Below are 18,322 nucleotides of genomic sequence, written 5' to 3'. Positions count from 1 at the left end.
CCCCCGCCCACCGACCCCCCGCTCCGGCGGCCTTCCGCGCGGCCGACGACTCCGCCGCCGACGTTGTACGCGGCCACGCCGCCTTCCACGGACCCGACCACTCCTCCGCCCACGACCCCGCCGCCGACGACCGAGGAGCCGCCGGCGACGTCGGACCCGACCACTCCGCCGCCCACCGATCCGACGACCCCGCCGCCGTCCACGGACCCGACGACTCCGCCGCCGACGTCGGACCCGACCACTCCGCCGTCCACGGACCCGACGACTCCTCCGCCGACGACCCCGCCGCCGACGACCGAGGAGCCGACGACGACGCCCAGCGGTTCGGCGTCCGCGAGCGAGCCGGAGTCCCCGCCGCCGTCGTCGTGACCCGCCCCGCGTCCCCCTACGGGGAGGTCCCGCTCGCCACCGGACCAGCCCGGTCACCCGGCCGGGTCGGTCACCGGACCGGGGCGGCACCGGACGGGTCCGCTACCGGACCGGGTCCGCCGGGTGCGGGGCCACCAGCGGCAGCTGGGCGGCCAGCCGGGCCTCGCACAGCTCCACCAGCACGTCGTACGCCGCCTTGCCCATCATCTCCGTCAGCTCGGGCCGGTACGTCACGTACACCGGTTCGCCGGCCCCGTGCGCCGAGGTCGCCGACGTGCACCACCAGTGCAGGTCGTGCCCGCCCGGGCCCCAGCCGCGCCGGTCGTACTCGCCGATCGACACCTGGAGGACCTTGGTGTCATCGGGCCGCTCGATCCAGTCGTAGGTCCGGCGCACCGGAAGCTGCCAGCAGACGTCCGGCTTGGTTTCCAACGGCTCCTTGCCCTCCCTGAGGGCGAGGATGTGCAGCGAGCAGCCGGCGCCGCCCGCGAAGCCAGGGCGGTTCTGGAAGATGCAGGAGCCCTCCCAGCGGCGGGTCTGCCGGTCGCCGTCCTCGTCGACCTGGGTCCAGCCCGTCTCCGTACCGACGTCGTGGAACTGCCACAGCTCCGGAGTGAGCCGCGCCACGTGCGAAGCGACCCGCTTCTCGTCGTCCTCGTCGGAGAAGTGGGCGCCCAGGGTGCAGCAGCCGTCGTCCGCGCGGCCCGCCTGGATGCCCTGACAGCCGCTGCCGAAGACGCAGGACCAGCGGGAGGTGAGCCAGGTCAGGTCGCAGCGGAAGACCTGCTCGTCGTCGCCCGGATCAGGGAACTCGACCCAGGCGCGCGGAAAGTCCAGCCCCTTCTCGTCCGGTTCGATCGGACCGAGGGCCTTGCCCTGCTTCTTCGGCGGCTTGGGAGCCATGGCGGCGCTGTCTTTGCCCGGCTTCGCCTTTTTCGTCTTTGGCACGCCCCCAGCGTATGCGCGTGGGAGCAGTAGCGTTCCGCCCATGAGACTCGGAGTCCTCGACGTCGGTTCGAACACGGTGCACCTGCTGGTGGTGGACGCCCACCCCGGCGCCCGCCCGCTGCCCGCCCACTCCCACAAGGCGGAGCTGCGGCTGGCCGAACTTCTCGACGAGCAGGGTGCCATCGCCCCGGACGGGGTCGAGCGAGTCATCGCCACGGTAGACGGCGCCCTGCAGGCGGCGGAGGACAAGGGGTGCGAGGAGGTGCTGCCGTTCGCGACCTCGGCGGTGCGCGAGGCGACCAACGCCGACGCCGTCCTGGCGCGCGTGAAGCGGGAGACCGGGGTCGACCTGCAGGTCCTCACCGGCGAGGAGGAGGCACGGCTGACCTTCCTCGCGGCCCGCCGCTGGTTCGGCTGGTCCGCCGGCAAGCTCCTCGTCCTCGACATCGGCGGCGGCTCGCTGGAGATCGCGTACGGGATCGACGAAGAGCCGGACGCCGCGGTCTCGCTGCCGCTGGGCGCGGGACGGCTGACCTCCGGCTGGCTGCCGGGCGACCCCGCCGACGCGGCGGACGTACGGGCGCTGCGTCGGCACGTACGTGCCCAGATCGCCCGTACCGTCGGCGAGTTCGCCCGCTTCGGCAAGCCCAACCATGTCGTGGCCACGTCCAAGACCTTCAAGCAGCTCGCCCGGATCGCCGGGGCGCCCGGCTCGGGGGAGGGCCTCTACGTCCAGCGCGACCTCACCCGCAAGTCCCTGGAGGAGTGGGTCCCCAAGCTCGCCGTGATGACGGCCGAGCAGCGCGCAGGGCTCCCCGGAGTCTCGGAGGGCCGCGCCCCACAGCTCCTCGCGGGCGCGCTGGTGGCCGAGGGCGCGATGGACCTCTTCGGCGTCGACGAGCTGGAGATCTGCCCCTGGGCGCTCCGCGAGGGCGTGATCCTGCGCCGCCTGGACCACCTCCCGGAGGAGTAGCGCGCCTGGGCCGACTCCTGGAGGAGAGGCGTGGGCCGCTCGGACCGGCTCCTGGAGGAGCGGGCCCGGCCTGGATGGCCTCTCGGGCCCGGCCTGGACGACCTCGCGGAGGAGTGAGGCCGGCCCGCGCCGCCTCCGGACCCCCGCCGCCTCCGGCCCCGCGCCGCCTCCGGAGGAGCAGCGCGCTCGGACCGGCCCCCGCAGGCGTGGGCCGCACCACCTCCCGGAGGAGTAGGCCGCCGGGACCGCGCGCGAGCGGCCGCGCGCACCCCGTCTCCCCCAGGTGGGAAGGCGCGGGCGGGGCGCCCAGGAGGGGCCGGTGTGCGGCCGGGTGACCGGAACCACCTCCACGGGCCACCGGCCCGCCCCGTACCCTGTCCTTCGTGGCAGAACCAGTGGTGCGCATCCCGGATGCGAAGGTCGCCCTGTCGACGGCCTCGGTCTATCCGGAGTCGACGGCGACGGCCTTCGAGGTCGCCGCGCGCCTCGGGTACGACGGCGTCGAGATCATGGTGTGGACCGACCCGGTCAGCCAGGACATCGAGGCCCTGCGCCGGCTCTCGGACTACCACCAGGTCCCGATCCTCGCCGTTCACGCGCCCTGCCTCCTCATCACCCAGCGCGTCTGGTCCACCGATCCGTGGGTCAAGCTCCAGCGCGCCCAGGCGGCGGCCGAGAAGCTCGGCGCCTCCACCGTCGTGGTCCACCCGCCGTTCCGCTGGCAGCGCCAGTACGCCCGGGACTTCGTCACCGGCATCTGGCGGATGGCCGACGAGACGGACGTCCGCTTCGCCGTCGAGAACATGTACCCCTGGCGGTACAAGGACCGCGAGATGCTCGCCTACGCCCCCGAGTGGGACGTCACCAAGGACGACTACCGCCACTTCACGGTCGACCTCTCGCACACCGCCACCGCCCGCACCGACGCCCTCGCCATGGTCGACCGCATGGGCGACCGTCTCGGGCATGTCCACCTCGCCGACGGCAGGGGATCGGCGAAGGACGAGCACCTGGTGCCCGGACGCGGCACCCAGCCCTGCGCCGAGGTCCTGGAGCGCCTGGCCCTCACCGGTTTCGACGGGCACGTCGTCATCGAGGTCAACACCCGGCGCGCGATGTCAGCGGCCGAACGCGAGGCCGACCTCGCCGAGGCCCTCGCCTTCACCCGCCTCCACCTCGCCTCCGTGAGCAGGCCCTCGAGAATCCCGCGCTCATGACCGACCCGGCCCCGCGCCGGCGCGGCCGCCCGTCCCGTACCGCCGAGGACAGCGGACCCGGCGCGCGCGAGCGGATTCTGGAGGCGGCCCGCGCCCAGTTCGCCGAGCGCGGGTACGACAAGACCTCCGTCCGCGGCATCGCCAAGGCGGCCGGCGTCGACCCGGCGCTCGTGCACCATTACTTCGGTACGAAGGACGAGGTCTTCGCCGCCGCGATCGAGGGCTCCTTCGAGCCCGCCCTCGTCGTCCCGGCGATCATCGGCGGCCCCACCGAGAACGTCGGCGAACGCCTGGCCCACTACTTCATCGGCATCTGGGAGAACCCCGCGACCCGGGCCCCGCTCCTGGCGATCATCCGCTCCGCTCTGACCCACGAGGCGGCCGCGAAGGTGCTGCGCGGTTTCGTGCTGCGGCGGCTCCTGGAGCGGGTGGCGGCGGATCTCGACGTACCGAATCCGCAGTTCCGCGCCGAGCTGGCCGCCTCGCACATGGTCGGGATCGCGATCCTGCGGTACGTGGTCCAGGTGGAGCCGCTCGCCTCGGCGGACCCGGAGGAGATCGTGGCGCTGGTCGCCCCGACCCTCCAGCGGTACCTGACGGAAGCCTGACCGCAGGCCCGGCGGAAGGCCATGGGCGTCCGGCCTGCCACGTGACCGAAAGCTGAACACTCCGTCCGCGATACGGACGCCCTGTCCAGATCTTGGAGCGTCGGCGTACGCTCGAAGGCAAGCACACCCATCACGAGGAGCGAGCGCGATGCCCGAGTTGAGGTCCCGCACTGTCACCCACGGTCGCAACATGGCGGGCGCACGCGCCCTTATGCGCGCCTCCGGTGTACCTGGCGCGGACATCGGCCGGAAGCCGATCATCGCCGTCGCCAACTCCTTCACCGAGTTCGTCCCCGGCCACACCCACCTCCAGCCGGTCGGCCGGATCGTCTCCGAGGCCATCACGGCCGCAGGGGCCATCCCGCGCGAGTTCAACACGATCGCCGTCGACGACGGCATCGCGATGGGCCACGGCGGCATGCTGTACTCCCTGCCCTCCCGCGACCTGATCGCGGACAGCGTGGAGTACATGGTCGAGGCGCACTGCGCCGACGCCCTGATCTGCATCTCCAACTGCGACAAGATCACCCCCGGCATGCTGATGGCCGCCCTGCGCCTCAACATCCCGACGGTCTTCGTCTCCGGCGGCCCGATGGAGTCCGGCAAGGCCACGCTGGTCGACGGCACGGTCCGTACGCTCGACCTGGTCGACGCGATGTCGGAGGCCGTCAACGACAAGATCTCCGACGCGGACATGCTCCGTATCGAGGAGAACGCCTGTCCGACCTGTGGGTCCTGTTCCGGCATGTTCACCGCCAACTCGATGAACTGCCTGACCGAGGCCATCGGCCTCTCCCTCCCGGGCAACGGCTCCCTGCTCGCCACCCACACCGCCCGTAAGGCGCTGTACGAGAACGCGGCCCGCACGGTCGTCGACATCACCCGGCGCTACTACGACGAGGACGACGACTCCGTCCTCCCGCGCTCCATCGCCACCCGCGCCGCCTTCGAGAACGCCATGGCCCTCGACATCGCCATGGGCGGCTCCACCAACACGATCCTGCACCTGCTCGCCGCCGCGCAGGAGGCCGAGCTGGACTACGGCCTGTCCGACATGGACGCGGTCTCGCGCCGCGTGCCGTGCCTGGCCAAGGTCGCGCCGAACGTGGCGCCCGGCGGCACCTACTACATGGAGGACGTCCACCGCGCCGGCGGCATCCCCGCCATCCTGGGCGAGCTGTACCGCGCCGGGCTCCTCAACGAGGACGTCCACACCGTCCACTCGCGCTCCATCAAGGAGTGGCTGGAGACGTGGGACGTGCGCGGCGGCTCCCCGTCGGACGAGGCCGTCGAGCTGTGGCACGCGGCGCCCGGCTGTGTCCGCTCCGCGACCGCCTTCTCGCAGTCGGAGCGCTGGGAGAGCCTCGACACGGACGCGGCCGGCGGCTGCATCCGCGACGCGGCCCACAAGTACTCCAAGGACGGCGGCCTCGCGGTGCTGCGCGGCAACCTGGCCGTCGACGGCTGTGTCGTGAAGACGGCCGGCGTCGACGAGTCGATCTGGACCTTCGAGGGCCCGGCGGTCGTCTGCGAGTCGCAGGACGAGGCCGTCGAGAAGATCCTCAACAAGCAGGTCAAGGACGGCGACGTGGTCGTCATCCGCTACGAGGGCCCGCGCGGCGGCCCGGGCATGCAGGAGATGCTCTACCCGACCTCCTTCCTCAAGGGACGCGGCCTGGGCAAGACCTGCGCGCTGGTGACGGACGGCCGCTTCTCCGGCGGGACGTCGGGCCTGTCGATCGGGCACGCCTCGCCCGAGGCGGCGTCCGGCGGCACGATCGCGCTGGTGGAGGACGGGGACCGGATCCGTATCGACATCCCGAGCCGTTCGATCGAGCTCCTCGTCGACGAGGCGACGCTGTCGGCCCGCCGTGAGGCGCTGGGCGGGGTGTACGCCCCGAAGAACCGTCAGCGCAAGGTGTCGGCGGCGCTGCGGGCGTACGCGGCGATGGCGACGAGCGCCGACAAGGGCGCGGTGCGGGACGTGAGCAGGCTCGCCTGAGCCGGACCCACCACCTGGCCCTGACCGGACTCGCCGGCACCGGACCCACCGACATGAGTCGCTGACACGGCTCCGTCACAGGCTCCGTGACACGGCTAAGTGACACGGCTAAGTGACACGGCTACGTGACATGGCTCGATGATGCGGGGAGTGAGGCTTGATGCTCACTCCCCGCTCTCTTGCGGGTACGTTACGCTCGCGCCCCTCAGCCTGCTTGTCATGCTCGCGATAGGGGAGTCGTCATGCGTGATGCCGTACGCCGCACGGCCGTCGTCGGGGCGGCGATCGCCGCCCTCGCGGCCTTGAACACCACACCGGCGAGCGCGGTCACCCCCGCCGGGATCTGCGGCTCGGGCTATGTCGAGATCGACTCCAGGACCCTGCAGAACTCCTCGACCGTCCTCGCCCGCATCCATCTGCTCTACAACGCAGCCAATGGCAACAACTGCGTCGTCACCCTCCACAGCGCCGCCACCGAGGGCTTCGCCGTCCCCACGGGCGCCTGGCTCACGGTCCAGGGCTCCGCGACGAAGAAGGACCAGCGCACGTACACGTCCTACGCGGGACCGGTCCGGGCCTACGCGGCCGGCCGGTGCGTGAGCTGGGGCGGCATGATCGAGGCGGGCGTGGGGACGTACACGTACACGAGCCCCTGGGAGCACTGCGGCTGAGCCGCGGGCCTCACCAGCGCCCGGGATCCCGCCCGTCCACGGCGAACACCGACCCGTCGGGCGCGGTCCCGAACACCCTCCCCCAGACGTGGTCCGGACGGTCCCCGGCGCCGGCGACGACGGGCGCGGGCACGGTGGTCGCGTACCCGAGCCTGCCGTCGCCCAGCCGCGGATCGGTCTGCCCGAGCAACGCACCGCGCACGGTGTCGACGGCGAGCAGCCGCCCGTCGGCCGCGGAGAGATAGAGCCGGTCCCCGGGGCCGAGCACGGGGGCGGAGACGTTCCCGGCGGCCGTCTCCAGCTCCCACAGGACTCGGCCGCTCGGCGCGGCGGTGTCGAGGGCGGTGAGACGGCCGGAGGCGTCGAGGAGGTAGACGGCCGTGCCCCATACGGCGATCTTCGGGCCGTCGAGCCGGTAGGGGAGCGGGATGCGCCGTACGGAGCGGTCGGACGGGTCGTAGCGGACGACGGCGTCGGTCTGGGAGTCGGCGTTCGACGAGCGCAGGAAGAGCACACCGTCCGTATTCGTTCCGACGGGGACGAGGTCTCCCTCCAGCCGCTGCTGCCAGAGGATCTCGCCGGTCCGCGGCCGCAGGGCTCCGAGCGACGTGCGGCGTCTGTCGCTTGTGGTCTCGAAGACGGGCACGAGGCCCGACGCCTCGTCGTACGGGCCGAAGCGGGGCGCGGTGAAGCCGCGCAGGGCGCGCTGCCAGCGTGGCTTTCCCGTCGCGCCGTCGACGGCCTTCACCGCCCCGGAGGAAGTCGGGAAGAGGAGGGTGTCGCCGGCCGGGTCGGCGCCTTCCTGACTGACGGAGGCGCTGGTGTCCCACACGGGAGCGCCCTGGTCGGCCGTGAACGCCCGCAAGGTTCCGTCGGCGGCGATGGCGCTGAACAGACCGCCGGAGGGCACGGGGGCCCAGACGAGCCCCTCGACCGCTTCGGGCCGCGACCAGAGCACCCGTCCGGTCACGGGGTCGAGCCTGGCGAGGGCTACTCCCCGGGCGGAGCAGTAGAGCGCGGCGGCTGTGGAGGTGCAGGCCGGGGCCACGGGCTCGCCCGCCGTCTGCAGTCGGGTCTCCCAGTGGGTGAAGGCCGCGGCCGCCGCGTCCGGACGCGGCGCAGTGGAGTGCGCCCTACCGTCACCCATGCCGAGCGCCGCCCACGCCCCGCCGGCAGCAAGGACGACGAGTGCGGCGGCGGCCACCACCAGCGGACGCAGCCGTCGTCGGGGGCGAGGCGCGGGCGCGCGTACGGGCGTGTCCGCATCCCAGGCCCCTGAGGATGCGGGCAGGAGTGGAGGCAGAGTCGGGGGCCGGCGCTGCGCCGGTATGAACGCCGCCGCCTCGTACGACGGGGGCAGCAGTGCCGCCATGATCTCGGCCGGGGTCGGACGCTCCGCGGGCTCCTTGGCCAGGCAGCGCGCGACGAGCGGCGCGAGTTCGGCCGGAACCCCCGTCAGATCCGGCTCGTCGTGCACGACCTGGTACGCGACGATGTACGGGCTGTCGGAGTCGAACGGCCCGTGTCCGGTCGCCGCGTGCACCAGCACGGAACCGAGCGCGAACACGTCGGCGGCGGGGCCGACCTCGCGCGGTCGCTGGAACTGCTCGGGCGCCATGAAGGGCGGCGACCCGATCAACTTGCCCGTCTCGGTGTGCAGATCGCTGTCCAGCGGCCGGGAGATGCCGAAGTCGATGACCTTGGGGCCGGTGTCGGTGAGCAGGACGTTGCTCGGCTTGAGGTCGCGGTGGACGACGCCGGCCCGGTGGATGTCGCGCAGCGCCTCCGCCAGTCCCGCGGTCAGTCGGCGCAGCTCGGCGGGGGCCAGGGGCCCGTTCCGCTTGACCTGGTCGGCGAGGGTGGGGCCGGGGACGTACAGCGTCGCCATCCAGGGGCGTACCGCATCGGGGTCGGCGTCCACGACGGGCGCGGTGAAGGCGCCGCTCACCCTGCGTGCGGCGGCGACTTCCTGGCGGAAGCGGGCCCTGAACTCCGGGTCCTCCGCGTACTGTCCGTGCACCACCTTGACGGCGAGCCGCAGCCCGGAGGCGGAGGAGGCCAGATGCACCACGCCCATGCCACCGGCGCCGAGGCAGGCCTGGAGGCGGTACGCACCCGCGTACTCAGGTTCTTCGGCTTCCCGGTCGGCACCGGTACTGCGCAACGGCGGCATCGCCCACCCCCGTGTGGTTCCCCGTTGAGGCCGCGCGCGTGCGCGACGCACGGAGCCTAGTCCATGGCGCACGCGTTGTCGGTGGGGCTTGCTAGCCTGCGCGTCGCAGAGAGTGAATTTCATCGGAGCGCTTTGCGCCAACGGGGGAGGACGCCATGGGCGTTGACGAGTCGAGCGATGTGATGGCGGTTTCGGAGCCGGACGGAGTGACCACCATGAGCGTGGTGCGCTACCCGGTCGCGCCCGGGTACCGCGTCAACGTCCGCTCGGGACCGGGCACGCAGTACCGCATCGTGCGCACTCTGGGCCTCGACGTTCGCGTGCCCATCTACTGCCAGACACCGGGCGAGTGGATCTCCGGCCCGTACGGCACCACCAACCTCTGGGACAACATCGCCTCGGGCGAGTTCATCTCGGACGCGTACGTGAACACCGGCAGCGACGGCTATGTCGCCAAGCGCTGCGGCTGACAGGGGCACAAGACATGGTGATGACCAGGCGAGCGGTTCTCGCCGTCGGCAGCACGGCGGCCGCGCTGCCCGTCCTGTTCACCACGGCCGGAACGGCGGCCGCTGAGACAGCCCGCTATCCGGTCGCGCCCGGGTACAGCGTCAACGTCCGCTCCGGGCCGGGGACCCAGTACCCGATCGTGCGGGTGCTGTCCCTCGGTGTGAGCGTGCCGATCTACTGCCAGAAGCCCGGCGAGACGGTCACCGGCCCGTACGGCACCTCCAACATCTGGGACAACATCGCCAGCGGTGAGTACGTCTCCGACGCCTACGTGAACACCGGCCGGGACGGCTACGTCGCCAAGCGCTGCGGCTGACCCCCACCCACCGTCCCCCCGGGGATAATCGGTCTCGTGAGCGACGACGACCAGACCGCAAGGCCCAGCAGCAGCGACGGCACCCCCGAGGCCGCGGTCGGCGGCGCCCCCGTCGGCCCGCGGCCCGAGGAGATCCGTTTCTTCGGGACGACCTGGGTCGACCACAGCGGTCACTACGCGCTGCGCCGCGTCGGTCTCGCGGCCGGCGCGCTCGCCGCGGCGGCGGCCGGCTGCTTCGTGCTCCGGTTCGGCTACCAGGGGCTGGAGATCGCCCAGGTCGGCGGCTTCGTCAACCTGCTCGTGGTCGTCATGTTCGCGATCTGCAGCGCCATCGCCTTCCGCAAGACCTGGGAGGGCTTCGTCCGCCGCCCCGACGACCCGGCCCGCGAGGACTCGCTGCGCAGCCTGAAGATGATCGGTTTCGTCGGTTCTCTCCTGGCCTACTTCTTCCGTTGCCTGGTCGAGGCGCCCGGTGAGAAGCTGCGGCGCGCCGAGTACGAGACGGCCCGCACCCGGCACGAGAAGCGGCGCGGCTCCCGGGCGGGCAACCCGGCCGCCCGCAAGAAGCCCAAGCGCAAGTAGTCGCGGCGCGGGCGCACACGCAGGTGTGGGCGCGGGCGTTGGCACGACCGACCAGGGGAGGGAGCCGGCGTGGCCGAGCAGGCTGTGTTCGAGGAGCACCGCGGGCGGCTGTGGGGGATCGCGTATCGCATCACCTCGTCCGTGGCCGACACCGAGGACGCCCTCCAGGACGCCTGGCTCCGCTGGCAGGCCCTGCCCGACGACCGGGCCACCGACCCCCGCGCGTACCTCACGACCATGGTCAGCCGCCTCTGCTACGACCGGCTCACCTCCGCCCGCGCCCGCCGCGAGACCTACGTCGGTCCCTGGCTCCCCGAGCCGCTGCTCACCGCGCACGAGCCCCAGGCCGGCCCCGAGGACCGCGTCGCGCTCGACGAGTCCGTCGGCTTCGCGCTGCTGACCGTGCTCGAACGCCTCACCCCCGCCGAACGCACCGCCTTCGTCCTCCACGACGTCTTCGACGTCCCCTTCGCCGAGGTGGCCCAGGCCGTCGGCCGCACCCCGGACGCCGTACGCCGGCTCGCCTCCCGGGCCCGCCGACGCGTCCGGGACGAGGCACCCCGGCGCACGGTCGACCGCGGCGAGCACCGCCGTACCGTCGAGGCGTTCCTGTCCGCCGTGGTCGGCGGCGACCTGGAAGCGCTCCTGGCCACTCTCGACCCCGAGGTCGTCTGGCGCTCGGACGGCGGTGGCAAGGTCGTCGCCGCCCGCGTCCCCGTGCGGGGCGCGGAGAAGGTGGCCCGGTTCGCCCAGAAGCTCACCCGCGCCTTCGACCCGTCGAAGGTCCGGTTCCATGTGTGGGACGTCAACGGCGCGCCCGGCGTGGTCTTCGTCGACCCGGCGGACGGCCGGGTGGTGGTCTTCGCCTTCACGGTCCAGGAGCACCGGATCACGGGCATCGACTGCGTCCTCAACCCCGACAAGCTCGCCCACCTGGCCGGGGCGCGGTCCGACACGGCGACGGGAGCCCGCGCCGCCTCCTGACGCCCGCCCCCCCCACACCACCACCCCACCCCCGCCCCCCACCACCACCCCACCGGTCGGCGTCACATTTCGCCGGGCTGCGTCGTCCCCCTTGCATGAAGACGACACCCCAGCACCGCACCACGACCCGCGTCCTCGTCCTCGGCGCCGGCTATGCCGGTCTGATTGCCGCTCTCCGCCTCGCGCCGCACGCCCGGGTCACCCTCGTCGACCCGGCCGATCACTTCACCGAACGCGTCCGCCTCCACGAGCGCGCCGCCGGCCGGCCCGACGTCACCCACCCGCTGTCGCTGTTCCTGCACGGCACCGGCATCGACCACATCGCCGCCCGGGCCACCTCCCTCGATCCCGAGGCGCGCCTCGTCTCCACGGACGACGGCCGGAGCCTCCCGTACGACCGGCTCGTCTACGCCCTCGGCAGCCGTACCGGGCTGCCCGCCGGGACCACCGACACCCGTGCTTACACCGCCGAGTCGGCCGCCGAACTCCACAAGCACCTCCGGGATCGCCCCGGCTCCGTCGCCGTGGTCGGTGGCGGCCTGACCGGCATCGAGATGGCCGCCGAGCTGGCCGAGACGTATGGGCCCGGCGGTGCACGGGTCCGTCTGCTCACCGCCGCCGACCGCATCGGCACCGGCCTCTCCTCGCGCGGCGCCGCGCACGCCCGCTCCGTCCTCGAGGCCCGGGGCGTCCGGATCGAGGAGGGCCGCAGGGTCGCCCACCCCGCCGACGCCGACGCGGAGGTGGTCGTCTGGTCGGCCGCCCTGGTACCCAACTCCGAACTCGCCTCCTCCGCCGGGCTCTCCCTCGCTCCTTCGGGCCGGATCGCCGTCGACGCCGCCCTGCGCTCGGTCTCCCACCCGGACATCTACGTCCCCGGCGACGCCGGCGCCGCCGCCTCCCCGGCCGCCGGCGCGCTCCGGATGGCCTGCGCCACCGCCCTGCCGACGGGAAGCCACGCCGGGGCGTCGATCATCCGTGAGCTCAGGGGCGAGGAGCCCGAGCCCCTGGACTTCGGCTACCTCATCCAGTGCGTGAGCCTGGGACGCCACGACGGCCTGATCCAGTTCGTACGCCCGGACGACTCCCCGCGCGAGCGCTTTCTCACGGGCCGCACGGCCGCGTTCACCAAGGAGAAGGTGGTGCGCTCGACGGTCCGCTTCCTCCGCGAGGCGGCCCGGCACCCGTCCCTGGTCCACCTGATCCCCGGTATCGGCTGAGCGGGATCGCCGGTATCGGCTGAGCGAGGCCCGGAACTCGGCTGAGCAGGCCGGAGAACTCCCGACGCCCGGGGGCCGGGTGCTTGACGGCCCGGCCCCCCGAGCGCATTATTCATCACATGGTGAATTTCTCTGAGGGTGGTGCCACGGCGCCGGCGATCGCGGCCCACGCCCTCACCGTCGTACGAGGCGACCGCACCGTCCTGCGCGCCCTCGACTTCGCCGTCCCGCCGGGCCGCATCACCGGCCTGCTCGGCCCCTCCGGCTGCGGCAAATCCACCCTGATGCGCGCCATCGTCGGCACCCAGGCCAAGGTCACCGGCGCCCTCGACGTCCTCGGCCGCCCGGCGGGCGACGCAGCCCTGCGCTCCCGCATCGGCTACGTCACCCAGGCCCCGTCCGTCTACGACGACCTCACCGTCCGCCAGAACCTCGACTACTTCGCCGCCGTCCTGCTCCCCGGCCGCGCCCACCGCGAAGACCGCCGCACAGCGGTCGACCGGGCCATCCACGACGTCGACCTCACCTCACACGCCGACGCCCTCGCCGGCCGCCTCTCCGGCGGCCAGCGCAGCCGCGTCTCGCTCGCCGTCGCCCTCCTCGGCACCCCGGAACTCCTCGTCCTCGACGAGCCGACCGTCGGCCTCGACCCGGTCCTCCGCCGCGACCTGTGGAACCTCTTCCACCGCATCGCCGAGGACCGCCGCGCCACGATCCTCGTCTCCTCCCACGTCATGGACGAGGCCGAGCGCTGCCACCGGCTGCTCCTCATGCGCGAGGGCGAGATCCTCGCCGACGACACCCCCGAAGCCCTACGGCGCCGCAACGACACCCCCACCGTCGAGGACGCCTTCCTCCACCTCGTCGACGCCGCCGACGCCCGCGCGGCAGCACCCCTTGAGGAGTCCCAGCGATGAACGGCGCCCGTACTCTCGCCACCGCCGCGCGCGTCCTGCGTCAGCTGCGCCACGACCCCCGCTCGATCGCCCTGATGATCCTCGTCCCGTGCGTGATGCTCGTCCTGCTCCGGTACGTCTTCGACGGAAGCCCCCGGACCTTCGACAACATCGGCGCCTCCCTGCTCGGCATCTTCCCGCTGATCACGATGTTCCTCGTGACCTCGATCGCCACCCTGCGCGAGCGAACCTCCGGCACCCTGGAACGCCTGCTCGCCATGCCCCTCGGCAAGGGCGACCTCATCGCCGGCTACGCGCTCGCCTTCGGACTCCTCGCCATCGTCCAGTCCGCCCTCGCCACCGGCCTCGCCCTCTGGCTCCTCGGCCTCGACGTCGTCGGCTCGCCCTGGCTGCTCCTCCTCGTCGCCCTCCTCGACGCCCTGCTCGGCACCGCCCTCGGCCTCTTCGTCTCCGCCTTCGCCGCCTCCGAGTTCCAGGCCGTGCAGTTCATGCCGGCCGTGATCTTCCCCCAGCTGCTCCTCTGCGGCCTGTTCACCCCGCGCGACCGGATGCAGCCCGTCCTCGAAGCGATCTCCGACGTCCTGCCGATGTCGTACGCCGTCGACGGCATGAACGAAGTCCTCCGGCACCCCGACATCACCGGCGCCTTCGTCCGCGACGCCCTCGTCGTCGCCGGCTGCGCCCTGCTCGTCCTCACTCTCGGCGCCGCCACCCTCCGCCGCCGCACCGCCTGACCGCCCCTCGGACACCCGCCCCGAGCGAAGCCGCACGGTGCGAGGATGGCGACACATACGCATCCACGGCGAGGTGAACAGAGCCATGACGCAGACAGTCGCAGTCCTCGGCACCGGCAAGATCGGTGAAGCGCTCCTCAGCGGCATGATCCGGGCCGGCTGGCGCCCCGCCAACCTCCTGGTCACCGCCCGCCGCGCCGAGCGAGCCGAGGAGCTCCGTGCCCGCTACGGCGTCGAACCCGTCACCAACGCCGAGGCCGCCAAGCGCGCCGACACCCTCATCCTCGCCGTGAAGCCCCAGGACATGGGCCGCCTGCTCGACGAACTCGCCCCCCATGTCACCGCCGACCGCCTGGTCATCAGCGCCGCCGCCGGCATCCCCACCTCCTTCATCGAGGACCGCCTCACCGCCGGCACCCCCGTCGTCCGCGTCATGCCCAACACCCCCGTCCTCGTCGACGAGGGCATGTCCGTCATCTCCGGCGGCAGCCACGCCACCCCCGACCACCTCGTCCACGCCGAGGAGATCTTCGGAGGCGTCGGCAAGACCCTGCGCGTCCCCGAGTCCCAGCAGGACGCCGCCACCGCCCTCTCCGGCTCCGGCCCGGCCTACTTCTACTTCCTCGTCGAGGCCATGACCGACGCCGGCATCCTCCTCGGCCTCCCCCGCGCCCAGGCCCACGACCTGATCGTCCAGGCCGCGATCGGCGCCGCCGTGATGCTCCGCGACAGCGGCGAACACCCGGTCAAGCTCCGCGAGGCCGTCACCTCCCCGGCCGGCACCACCATCAGTGCCATCCGCGAACTGGAGAACCACGGCGTACGGGCCGCCCTCATCGCCGCCCTCGAGGCCGCCCGCGACCGCAGCCGCGAGCTCGCCTCCGGCAACGGCTGACCGACACCGCCCCCGCCGGGGTCACCGCGCCCCGGCGGACGCCCCCTTCAGTACCTCCTTGGTTGTCACGACCTGCGCGAACCGGCCGCCGTGCAGCGAGACGGCCGTCGCCCGCGTGAGCTCGTCGGCGCTCTGCGACCACCCGAACGGCCCGGCCAGGTCGAAGGTGTGCATCGCATCGAGCGGAAACACCACCTCGTACCCGAGGTTCCCGCCCATCCGCGCGGTCGTCTCGTTGCACATGTTCGTCTGGATACCGACGATCACGATCTGCGCGACGTCCTCCCCGGTCAGCCACCGGTCCAGCGACGGCTCCCCGTAGAACGCGGAATTCACCTTCTTCGTCACCAGCAGCTCCCGCCCGCCTCCCTTCCCTCGCCGCTCCTCGACGAAGTCCTTGAAGTCGTTACCCACGTATCCCTTCCGCAGCGGCGACCGCGATCCCTCTGGCGAGTCGTGCCGTACGAACACGACCGGCCGCCCCGTCTCCTGCCACAGGTCGATCAGTGCCGCGATGTTCTCCTCGGCCGCCGGGTTGTTCCGCTTCCCCCAGAACTCCTCCTCGAAGCCCTTCTGCACATCGACGACGACCAGCGCTGCGTTCTCTGCGATCTCCATACCTACGATGCTGCCGCCCCTCGGCCTCCTCTCCCAGCGGGAGAAAAGTCAGCGATCGATGGTTTACTGCCACCCATGCCGACGGCCGCACCCGCACCCGCACCTCACCGCATCGCCCTGATCGCCTTCCCCGGCGTCCGCGCCTTCGACATCTCCGTCATCACGGAGGTCTGGGGCAGCGAGCGCCGTCTCCGTGGCGTCCCTCCCTTCGAACTCCGTCGTGTCGCGGCCGAACCGACCCTCTCCATCCCCCTGAGCGGCGGACTCAGCCTCACCCCCGACCGTCCCCTCGACTGGCTCGCCCAGGCGGACCTCGTCCTCGTCCCCGGCATCGAGGACCCCGACGACGAACCACCCACCGCCGTACTCCAGGCCCTCCGAGAGGCCCACGCCGCAGGCACCCCTATCGCCTCCCTCTGCGCGGGCGCGTTCGTCCTGGCCCGGGCCGGACTCCTCGACGGCCGCCGCGCGGTCACCCACTGGCACCTCGCCTCCACCCTCGCCACCCGCTACCCCCAAGTCACCGTCGAACCCGACGCGCTCTTCGTCGAGGACTCCGGCATCTGGACCTCGGCCGGCACCGCCGCGGGCATCGACCTCTGCCTCCACCTGGTCCGCACCGCCCACGGAGCCGAAGCCGCCGCCACCATCGCCCGCTCCATGGTCACCGCCCCCTTCCGTACGGGCACCCAGGCCCAGTTCATCGAGCACCCCACACCCCGCGCCGACCGCGACGCGGACACCCTCGCCGCCGTCCGCTCCTACGCCCTGGCCCACCTCGACGAGCCACACACCGTCGCGAGCCTGGCCGCCCGCGCCGGTATGTCCCCGCGCACCTTCGCCCGCCACTTCCAGGCCACCACCGGCACCACCCCTCTCCACTGGCTCATCACCCAGCGCGTCGCCGCCGCCCAGAAACTCCTCGAACTCACCGACCACCCCCTCCCCGAAGTCGCCCGCCGCGCCGGCTTCGGCAGCGAGGTCACGATGCGCCAGCACTTCGCCTCGCACCTCGCCACCAGCCCGCGCGACTACCGCAACGCCTTCCGTCAGCCGGCCGGCATCAACCCCATCGCTCGATAGGCCCTGTCCACCAACGGCCGCGCCATCGCCCGGGCCCGCTCGGCCCCGTCCCGTAGCACCTGATCCACAGAGGCAGGATCGGCCGCCAGCTCCGCATGCCGCTCCCGGACCGGCCTCAGCAGCTCGACGACCGCGTCCGCCGTGTCCTTCTTCAAAGATCCGTACGACTCATATACACCGGCCAGGGCTTCCGGGTTCCCACCCGTGGCGGCGGCCAGCAGATCCAGCAGATTCGCGACCCCCGGCCTGGCCGCACGGTCGTACGCCACGTCCCGTCCGCTGTCCGTCACGGCCCGCATGATCTTCCGCCGGACCGTGTCCGCGTCGTCCAGCAGATAGACGATCCCGGCCCCGTTCTCGTGCGACTTCCCCATCTTCGAGCGGGGGTCCTGCAGATCCATGACACGCGCCGCCACCGCCGGCGCCGTCGCCCTCGGCACGGTGAACACATGCCCGTACCGCTTGTTGAACCGCACGGCCAGATCGCGGGCCAGCTCCACATGCTGTGTCTGGTCCTCACCCACGGGCACCTCCTCGGTCCCGTAGGCCAGGATGTCCGCCGCCATCAGCACCGGATACGTCAGCAACGACAGCCGCACGCTCTCCCCGGTGGCCCGCGCCCGCGCCGCCTTCTCCTTGTACTGGATCATCCGCCGCAGCTCGCCGTCCGTTGCCGTGCACTCCAGCAGATAGGAGAGCCGGGCGTGCTCGTCCACATGACTCTGTACGAACACGGTGCACCGCGACGGATCAAGCCCGGCCGCCAGCAGCAACGTGGCCGCCTGCCGACTGAGCCGCAGCACCCGCGCCGGATCGTGCTCGACGGTCAGCGCATGGAGATCGACGACGCTGAACAGGGCGTCCGACCCGTGCTGGTCGACCTCGACCCACCGCCGTACGGCCCCGAGGTAGTTCCCCAGCGTCAGATGCCCGGTCGGCTTGACCCCACTGAAGATCCTCTTCATCTCGTGTCTCTCCCTCTCCTGGTCCTGTCCTGCTCCTGGTCGGAGCGACAGCCGGCCCGTCGGCCGGACTCCCTGGAGGGGAAACACGAACGGCCGCCGAGTCGGCGGCCGCTGAACGCATGCGTGGATCGGCCGCCGTCAGGCGGCCCACCACTGAAGGGTGCGCGCGTGCGTAGTCATACGCAGAGAGTACGCCCCGGGACCGAGGTTGACACGGGATTGACCCGTCCGTAGTGTTCTCCGAGTTGTCCGACGTGAGCACCGACCCCGGTCGGCCCCGGACAACCATTCCGCAAGAACCACTACAGGCTGACGACGCTTCGTCGTGTCGTCACGCTTTCCGTGCGTTTTTGCGAAATGGGGAATCCGCGTTCGAAGGTTTGAGCGCGAGCCGCCCGATTAGCGTCGGGGGCAAGGAATCCGCTAAAGTCTCACTCGTCGGAACGGCCCAACAGCCGCAAAGACAACTCCCGCTGACTGGGAATCAGGCCCGAAAGGATCTGATAGAGTCGGAACCGCCGGAAAGGGAAACGCGAA

Annotated in this window: 19 protein-coding genes; 14 read left to right on the top strand and 5 right to left on the bottom strand. The window is 72.1% G+C overall.

What is annotated here, in order from left to right; genetic code table 11:
• A partial coding sequence (locus J7E93_RS25965) for a hypothetical protein (RefSeq protein WP_215072372.1) occupies nt 1–254 on the bottom strand: 254 nt, incomplete at its 3' end.
• A gap of 217 nt (nt 255–471) precedes the next feature.
• Complete coding sequence (locus tag J7E93_RS25960) at nt 472–1,317, bottom strand: hypothetical protein (protein ID WP_215072371.1); 846 nt, start codon at nt 1,315–1,317, stop codon at nt 472–474.
• A 40-nt stretch (nt 1,318–1,357) separates the two neighbouring features.
• On the opposite strand from J7E93_RS25960, the gene J7E93_RS25955 reads away from it, so the two are divergent.
• From J7E93_RS25955 to J7E93_RS25935, 5 genes are all read left to right on the top strand, one after another.
• Nucleotides 1,358–2,290, top strand: a complete 933-nt coding sequence (locus J7E93_RS25955; RefSeq protein ID WP_215072370.1) for a Ppx/GppA phosphatase family protein — start codon at nt 1,358–1,360, stop codon at nt 2,288–2,290.
• A 383-nt stretch (nt 2,291–2,673) separates the two neighbouring features.
• On the top strand, nt 2,674–3,507 hold the full coding sequence (locus J7E93_RS25950; RefSeq protein WP_215072369.1) for a sugar phosphate isomerase/epimerase: 834 nt from the start codon (nt 2,674–2,676) through the stop codon (nt 3,505–3,507).
• Complete coding sequence (locus J7E93_RS25945; protein WP_215072368.1) at nt 3,504–4,115, top strand: TetR family transcriptional regulator; 612 nt, start codon at nt 3,504–3,506, stop codon at nt 4,113–4,115. The genes J7E93_RS25950 and J7E93_RS25945 overlap by 4 nt, the downstream gene beginning before the upstream one ends.
• Nucleotides 4,116–4,263: 148 nt before the next feature.
• Complete coding sequence (ilvD, locus tag J7E93_RS25940) at nt 4,264–6,117, top strand: dihydroxy-acid dehydratase (protein WP_215072367.1); 1,854 nt, start codon at nt 4,264–4,266, stop codon at nt 6,115–6,117.
• 242 nt (nt 6,118–6,359) lie between these two features.
• A complete protein-coding gene (locus J7E93_RS25935) occupies nt 6,360–6,788 on the top strand; it encodes an acetyltransferase (RefSeq protein WP_215072366.1) in 429 nt (142 codons plus the stop codon).
• A 10-nt stretch (nt 6,789–6,798) separates the two neighbouring features.
• Here the strand turns inward: J7E93_RS25935 and J7E93_RS25930 are convergent, their stop codons facing one another.
• On the bottom strand, nt 6,799–8,961 hold the full coding sequence (locus tag J7E93_RS25930) for a PQQ-binding-like beta-propeller repeat protein (protein ID WP_215072365.1): 2,163 nt from the start codon (nt 8,959–8,961) through the stop codon (nt 6,799–6,801).
• A gap of 155 nt (nt 8,962–9,116) precedes the next feature.
• Here J7E93_RS25930 and J7E93_RS25925 point away from each other — a divergent pair, with 155 nt between their 5' ends.
• The 8 genes from J7E93_RS25925 (at nt 9,117) to proC (ending at nt 15,119) form a co-directional block, all read left to right on the top strand.
• Nucleotides 9,117–9,431 (top strand): SH3 domain-containing protein, encoded by a 315-nt coding sequence (locus tag J7E93_RS25925; RefSeq protein ID WP_215072364.1) that lies wholly within the window; start codon nt 9,117–9,119, stop codon nt 9,429–9,431.
• Nucleotides 9,432–9,451: 20 nt separating this feature from the next.
• Nucleotides 9,452–9,787 (top strand): SH3 domain-containing protein, encoded by a 336-nt coding sequence (locus J7E93_RS25920; protein WP_215072363.1) that lies wholly within the window; start codon nt 9,452–9,454, stop codon nt 9,785–9,787.
• Nucleotides 9,788–9,823: 36 nt separating this feature from the next.
• On the top strand, nt 9,824–10,369 hold the full coding sequence (locus tag J7E93_RS25915; RefSeq protein ID WP_215072362.1) for a hypothetical protein: 546 nt from the start codon (nt 9,824–9,826) through the stop codon (nt 10,367–10,369).
• A gap of 69 nt (nt 10,370–10,438) precedes the next feature.
• A complete protein-coding gene (gene sigJ / locus J7E93_RS25910; RefSeq protein ID WP_215072361.1) occupies nt 10,439–11,353 on the top strand; it encodes an RNA polymerase sigma factor SigJ in 915 nt (304 codons plus the stop codon).
• A gap of 95 nt (nt 11,354–11,448) precedes the next feature.
• Entirely contained in the window at nt 11,449–12,573 is a 1,125-nt protein-coding gene (locus J7E93_RS25905) for an NAD(P)/FAD-dependent oxidoreductase (RefSeq protein ID WP_215072360.1), read from the top strand.
• Nucleotides 12,574–12,692: 119 nt separating this feature from the next.
• Nucleotides 12,693–13,490: an ABC transporter ATP-binding protein gene (locus tag J7E93_RS25900; RefSeq protein ID WP_215072359.1), complete on the top strand. Its 798-nt coding sequence runs from the start codon at nt 12,693–12,695 to the stop codon at nt 13,488–13,490.
• On the top strand, nt 13,487–14,224 hold the full coding sequence (locus J7E93_RS25895) for an ABC transporter permease (protein ID WP_215072358.1): 738 nt from the start codon (nt 13,487–13,489) through the stop codon (nt 14,222–14,224). The genes J7E93_RS25900 and J7E93_RS25895 overlap by 4 nt, the downstream gene beginning before the upstream one ends.
• 85 nt (nt 14,225–14,309) lie before the next feature.
• Nucleotides 14,310–15,119 (top strand): pyrroline-5-carboxylate reductase, encoded by an 810-nt coding sequence (gene proC, locus J7E93_RS25890; RefSeq protein WP_215072357.1) that lies wholly within the window; start codon nt 14,310–14,312, stop codon nt 15,117–15,119.
• A gap of 21 nt (nt 15,120–15,140) precedes the next feature.
• On the opposite strand, the gene J7E93_RS25885 is transcribed toward proC, so the two are convergent.
• A complete protein-coding gene (locus J7E93_RS25885) occupies nt 15,141–15,737 on the bottom strand; it encodes a cysteine hydrolase family protein (protein ID WP_215072356.1) in 597 nt (198 codons plus the stop codon).
• A 75-nt stretch (nt 15,738–15,812) separates the two neighbouring features.
• On the opposite strand from J7E93_RS25885, the gene J7E93_RS25880 reads away from it, so the two are divergent.
• The gene (locus J7E93_RS25880; RefSeq protein WP_215072355.1) at nt 15,813–16,820 is read left to right on the top strand and encodes a GlxA family transcriptional regulator; all 1,008 of its coding nucleotides are present in this window, start codon (nt 15,813–15,815) and stop codon (nt 16,818–16,820) included.
• Here the strand turns inward: J7E93_RS25880 and trpS are convergent.
• Entirely contained in the window at nt 16,787–17,785 is a 999-nt protein-coding gene (trpS, locus tag J7E93_RS25875; RefSeq protein ID WP_215072354.1) for a tryptophan--tRNA ligase, read from the bottom strand. The genes J7E93_RS25880 and trpS overlap by 34 nt on opposite strands.
• Nucleotides 17,786–18,322 lie beyond the last annotated feature (537 nt).

Origin of the sequence: Streptomyces sp. ISL-36 (genome assembly GCF_018614205.1) — a bacterium.
GTDB lineage: Bacteria > Actinomycetota > Actinomycetes > Streptomycetales > Streptomycetaceae > Streptomyces.
This window is presented reverse-complemented; position numbering and strand designations above follow the sequence as displayed.

What these genes read in the sequence shown, in the direction of transcription:
- J7E93_RS25955 (WP_215072370.1), top strand. Translation starts at nt 1,358, where the DNA reads ATGAGACTCGGAGTCCTCGACGTCGGTTCGAACACGGTGCACCTGCTG.
- proC (WP_215072357.1), top strand. Translation starts at nt 14,310, where the DNA reads ATGACGCAGACAGTCGCAGTCCTCGGCACCGGCAAGATCGGTGAAGCG.
- J7E93_RS25920 (WP_215072363.1), top strand. Translation starts at nt 9,452, where the DNA reads ATGACCAGGCGAGCGGTTCTCGCCGTCGGCAGCACGGCGGCCGCGCTG.
- ilvD (WP_215072367.1), top strand. Translation starts at nt 4,264, where the DNA reads ATGCCCGAGTTGAGGTCCCGCACTGTCACCCACGGTCGCAACATGGCG.
- trpS (WP_215072354.1), bottom strand. Translation starts at nt 17,785, where the DNA reads ATGAAGAGGATCTTCAGTGGGGTCAAGCCGACCGGGCATCTGACGCTG.
- J7E93_RS25945 (WP_215072368.1), top strand. Translation starts at nt 3,504, where the DNA reads ATGACCGACCCGGCCCCGCGCCGGCGCGGCCGCCCGTCCCGTACCGCC.
- J7E93_RS25935 (WP_215072366.1), top strand. Translation starts at nt 6,360, where the DNA reads ATGCGTGATGCCGTACGCCGCACGGCCGTCGTCGGGGCGGCGATCGCC.
- J7E93_RS25925 (WP_215072364.1), top strand. Translation starts at nt 9,117, where the DNA reads ATGGGCGTTGACGAGTCGAGCGATGTGATGGCGGTTTCGGAGCCGGAC.
- J7E93_RS25885 (WP_215072356.1), bottom strand. Translation starts at nt 15,737, where the DNA reads ATGGAGATCGCAGAGAACGCAGCGCTGGTCGTCGTCGATGTGCAGAAG.
- J7E93_RS25880 (WP_215072355.1), top strand. Translation starts at nt 15,813, where the DNA reads ATGCCGACGGCCGCACCCGCACCCGCACCTCACCGCATCGCCCTGATC.
- J7E93_RS25930 (WP_215072365.1), bottom strand. Translation starts at nt 8,961, where the DNA reads ATGCCGCCGTTGCGCAGTACCGGTGCCGACCGGGAAGCCGAAGAACCT.
- J7E93_RS25900 (WP_215072359.1), top strand. Translation starts at nt 12,693, where the DNA reads ATGGTGAATTTCTCTGAGGGTGGTGCCACGGCGCCGGCGATCGCGGCC.
- J7E93_RS25905 (WP_215072360.1), top strand. Translation starts at nt 11,449, where the DNA reads ATGAAGACGACACCCCAGCACCGCACCACGACCCGCGTCCTCGTCCTC.
- J7E93_RS25895 (WP_215072358.1), top strand. Translation starts at nt 13,487, where the DNA reads ATGAACGGCGCCCGTACTCTCGCCACCGCCGCGCGCGTCCTGCGTCAG.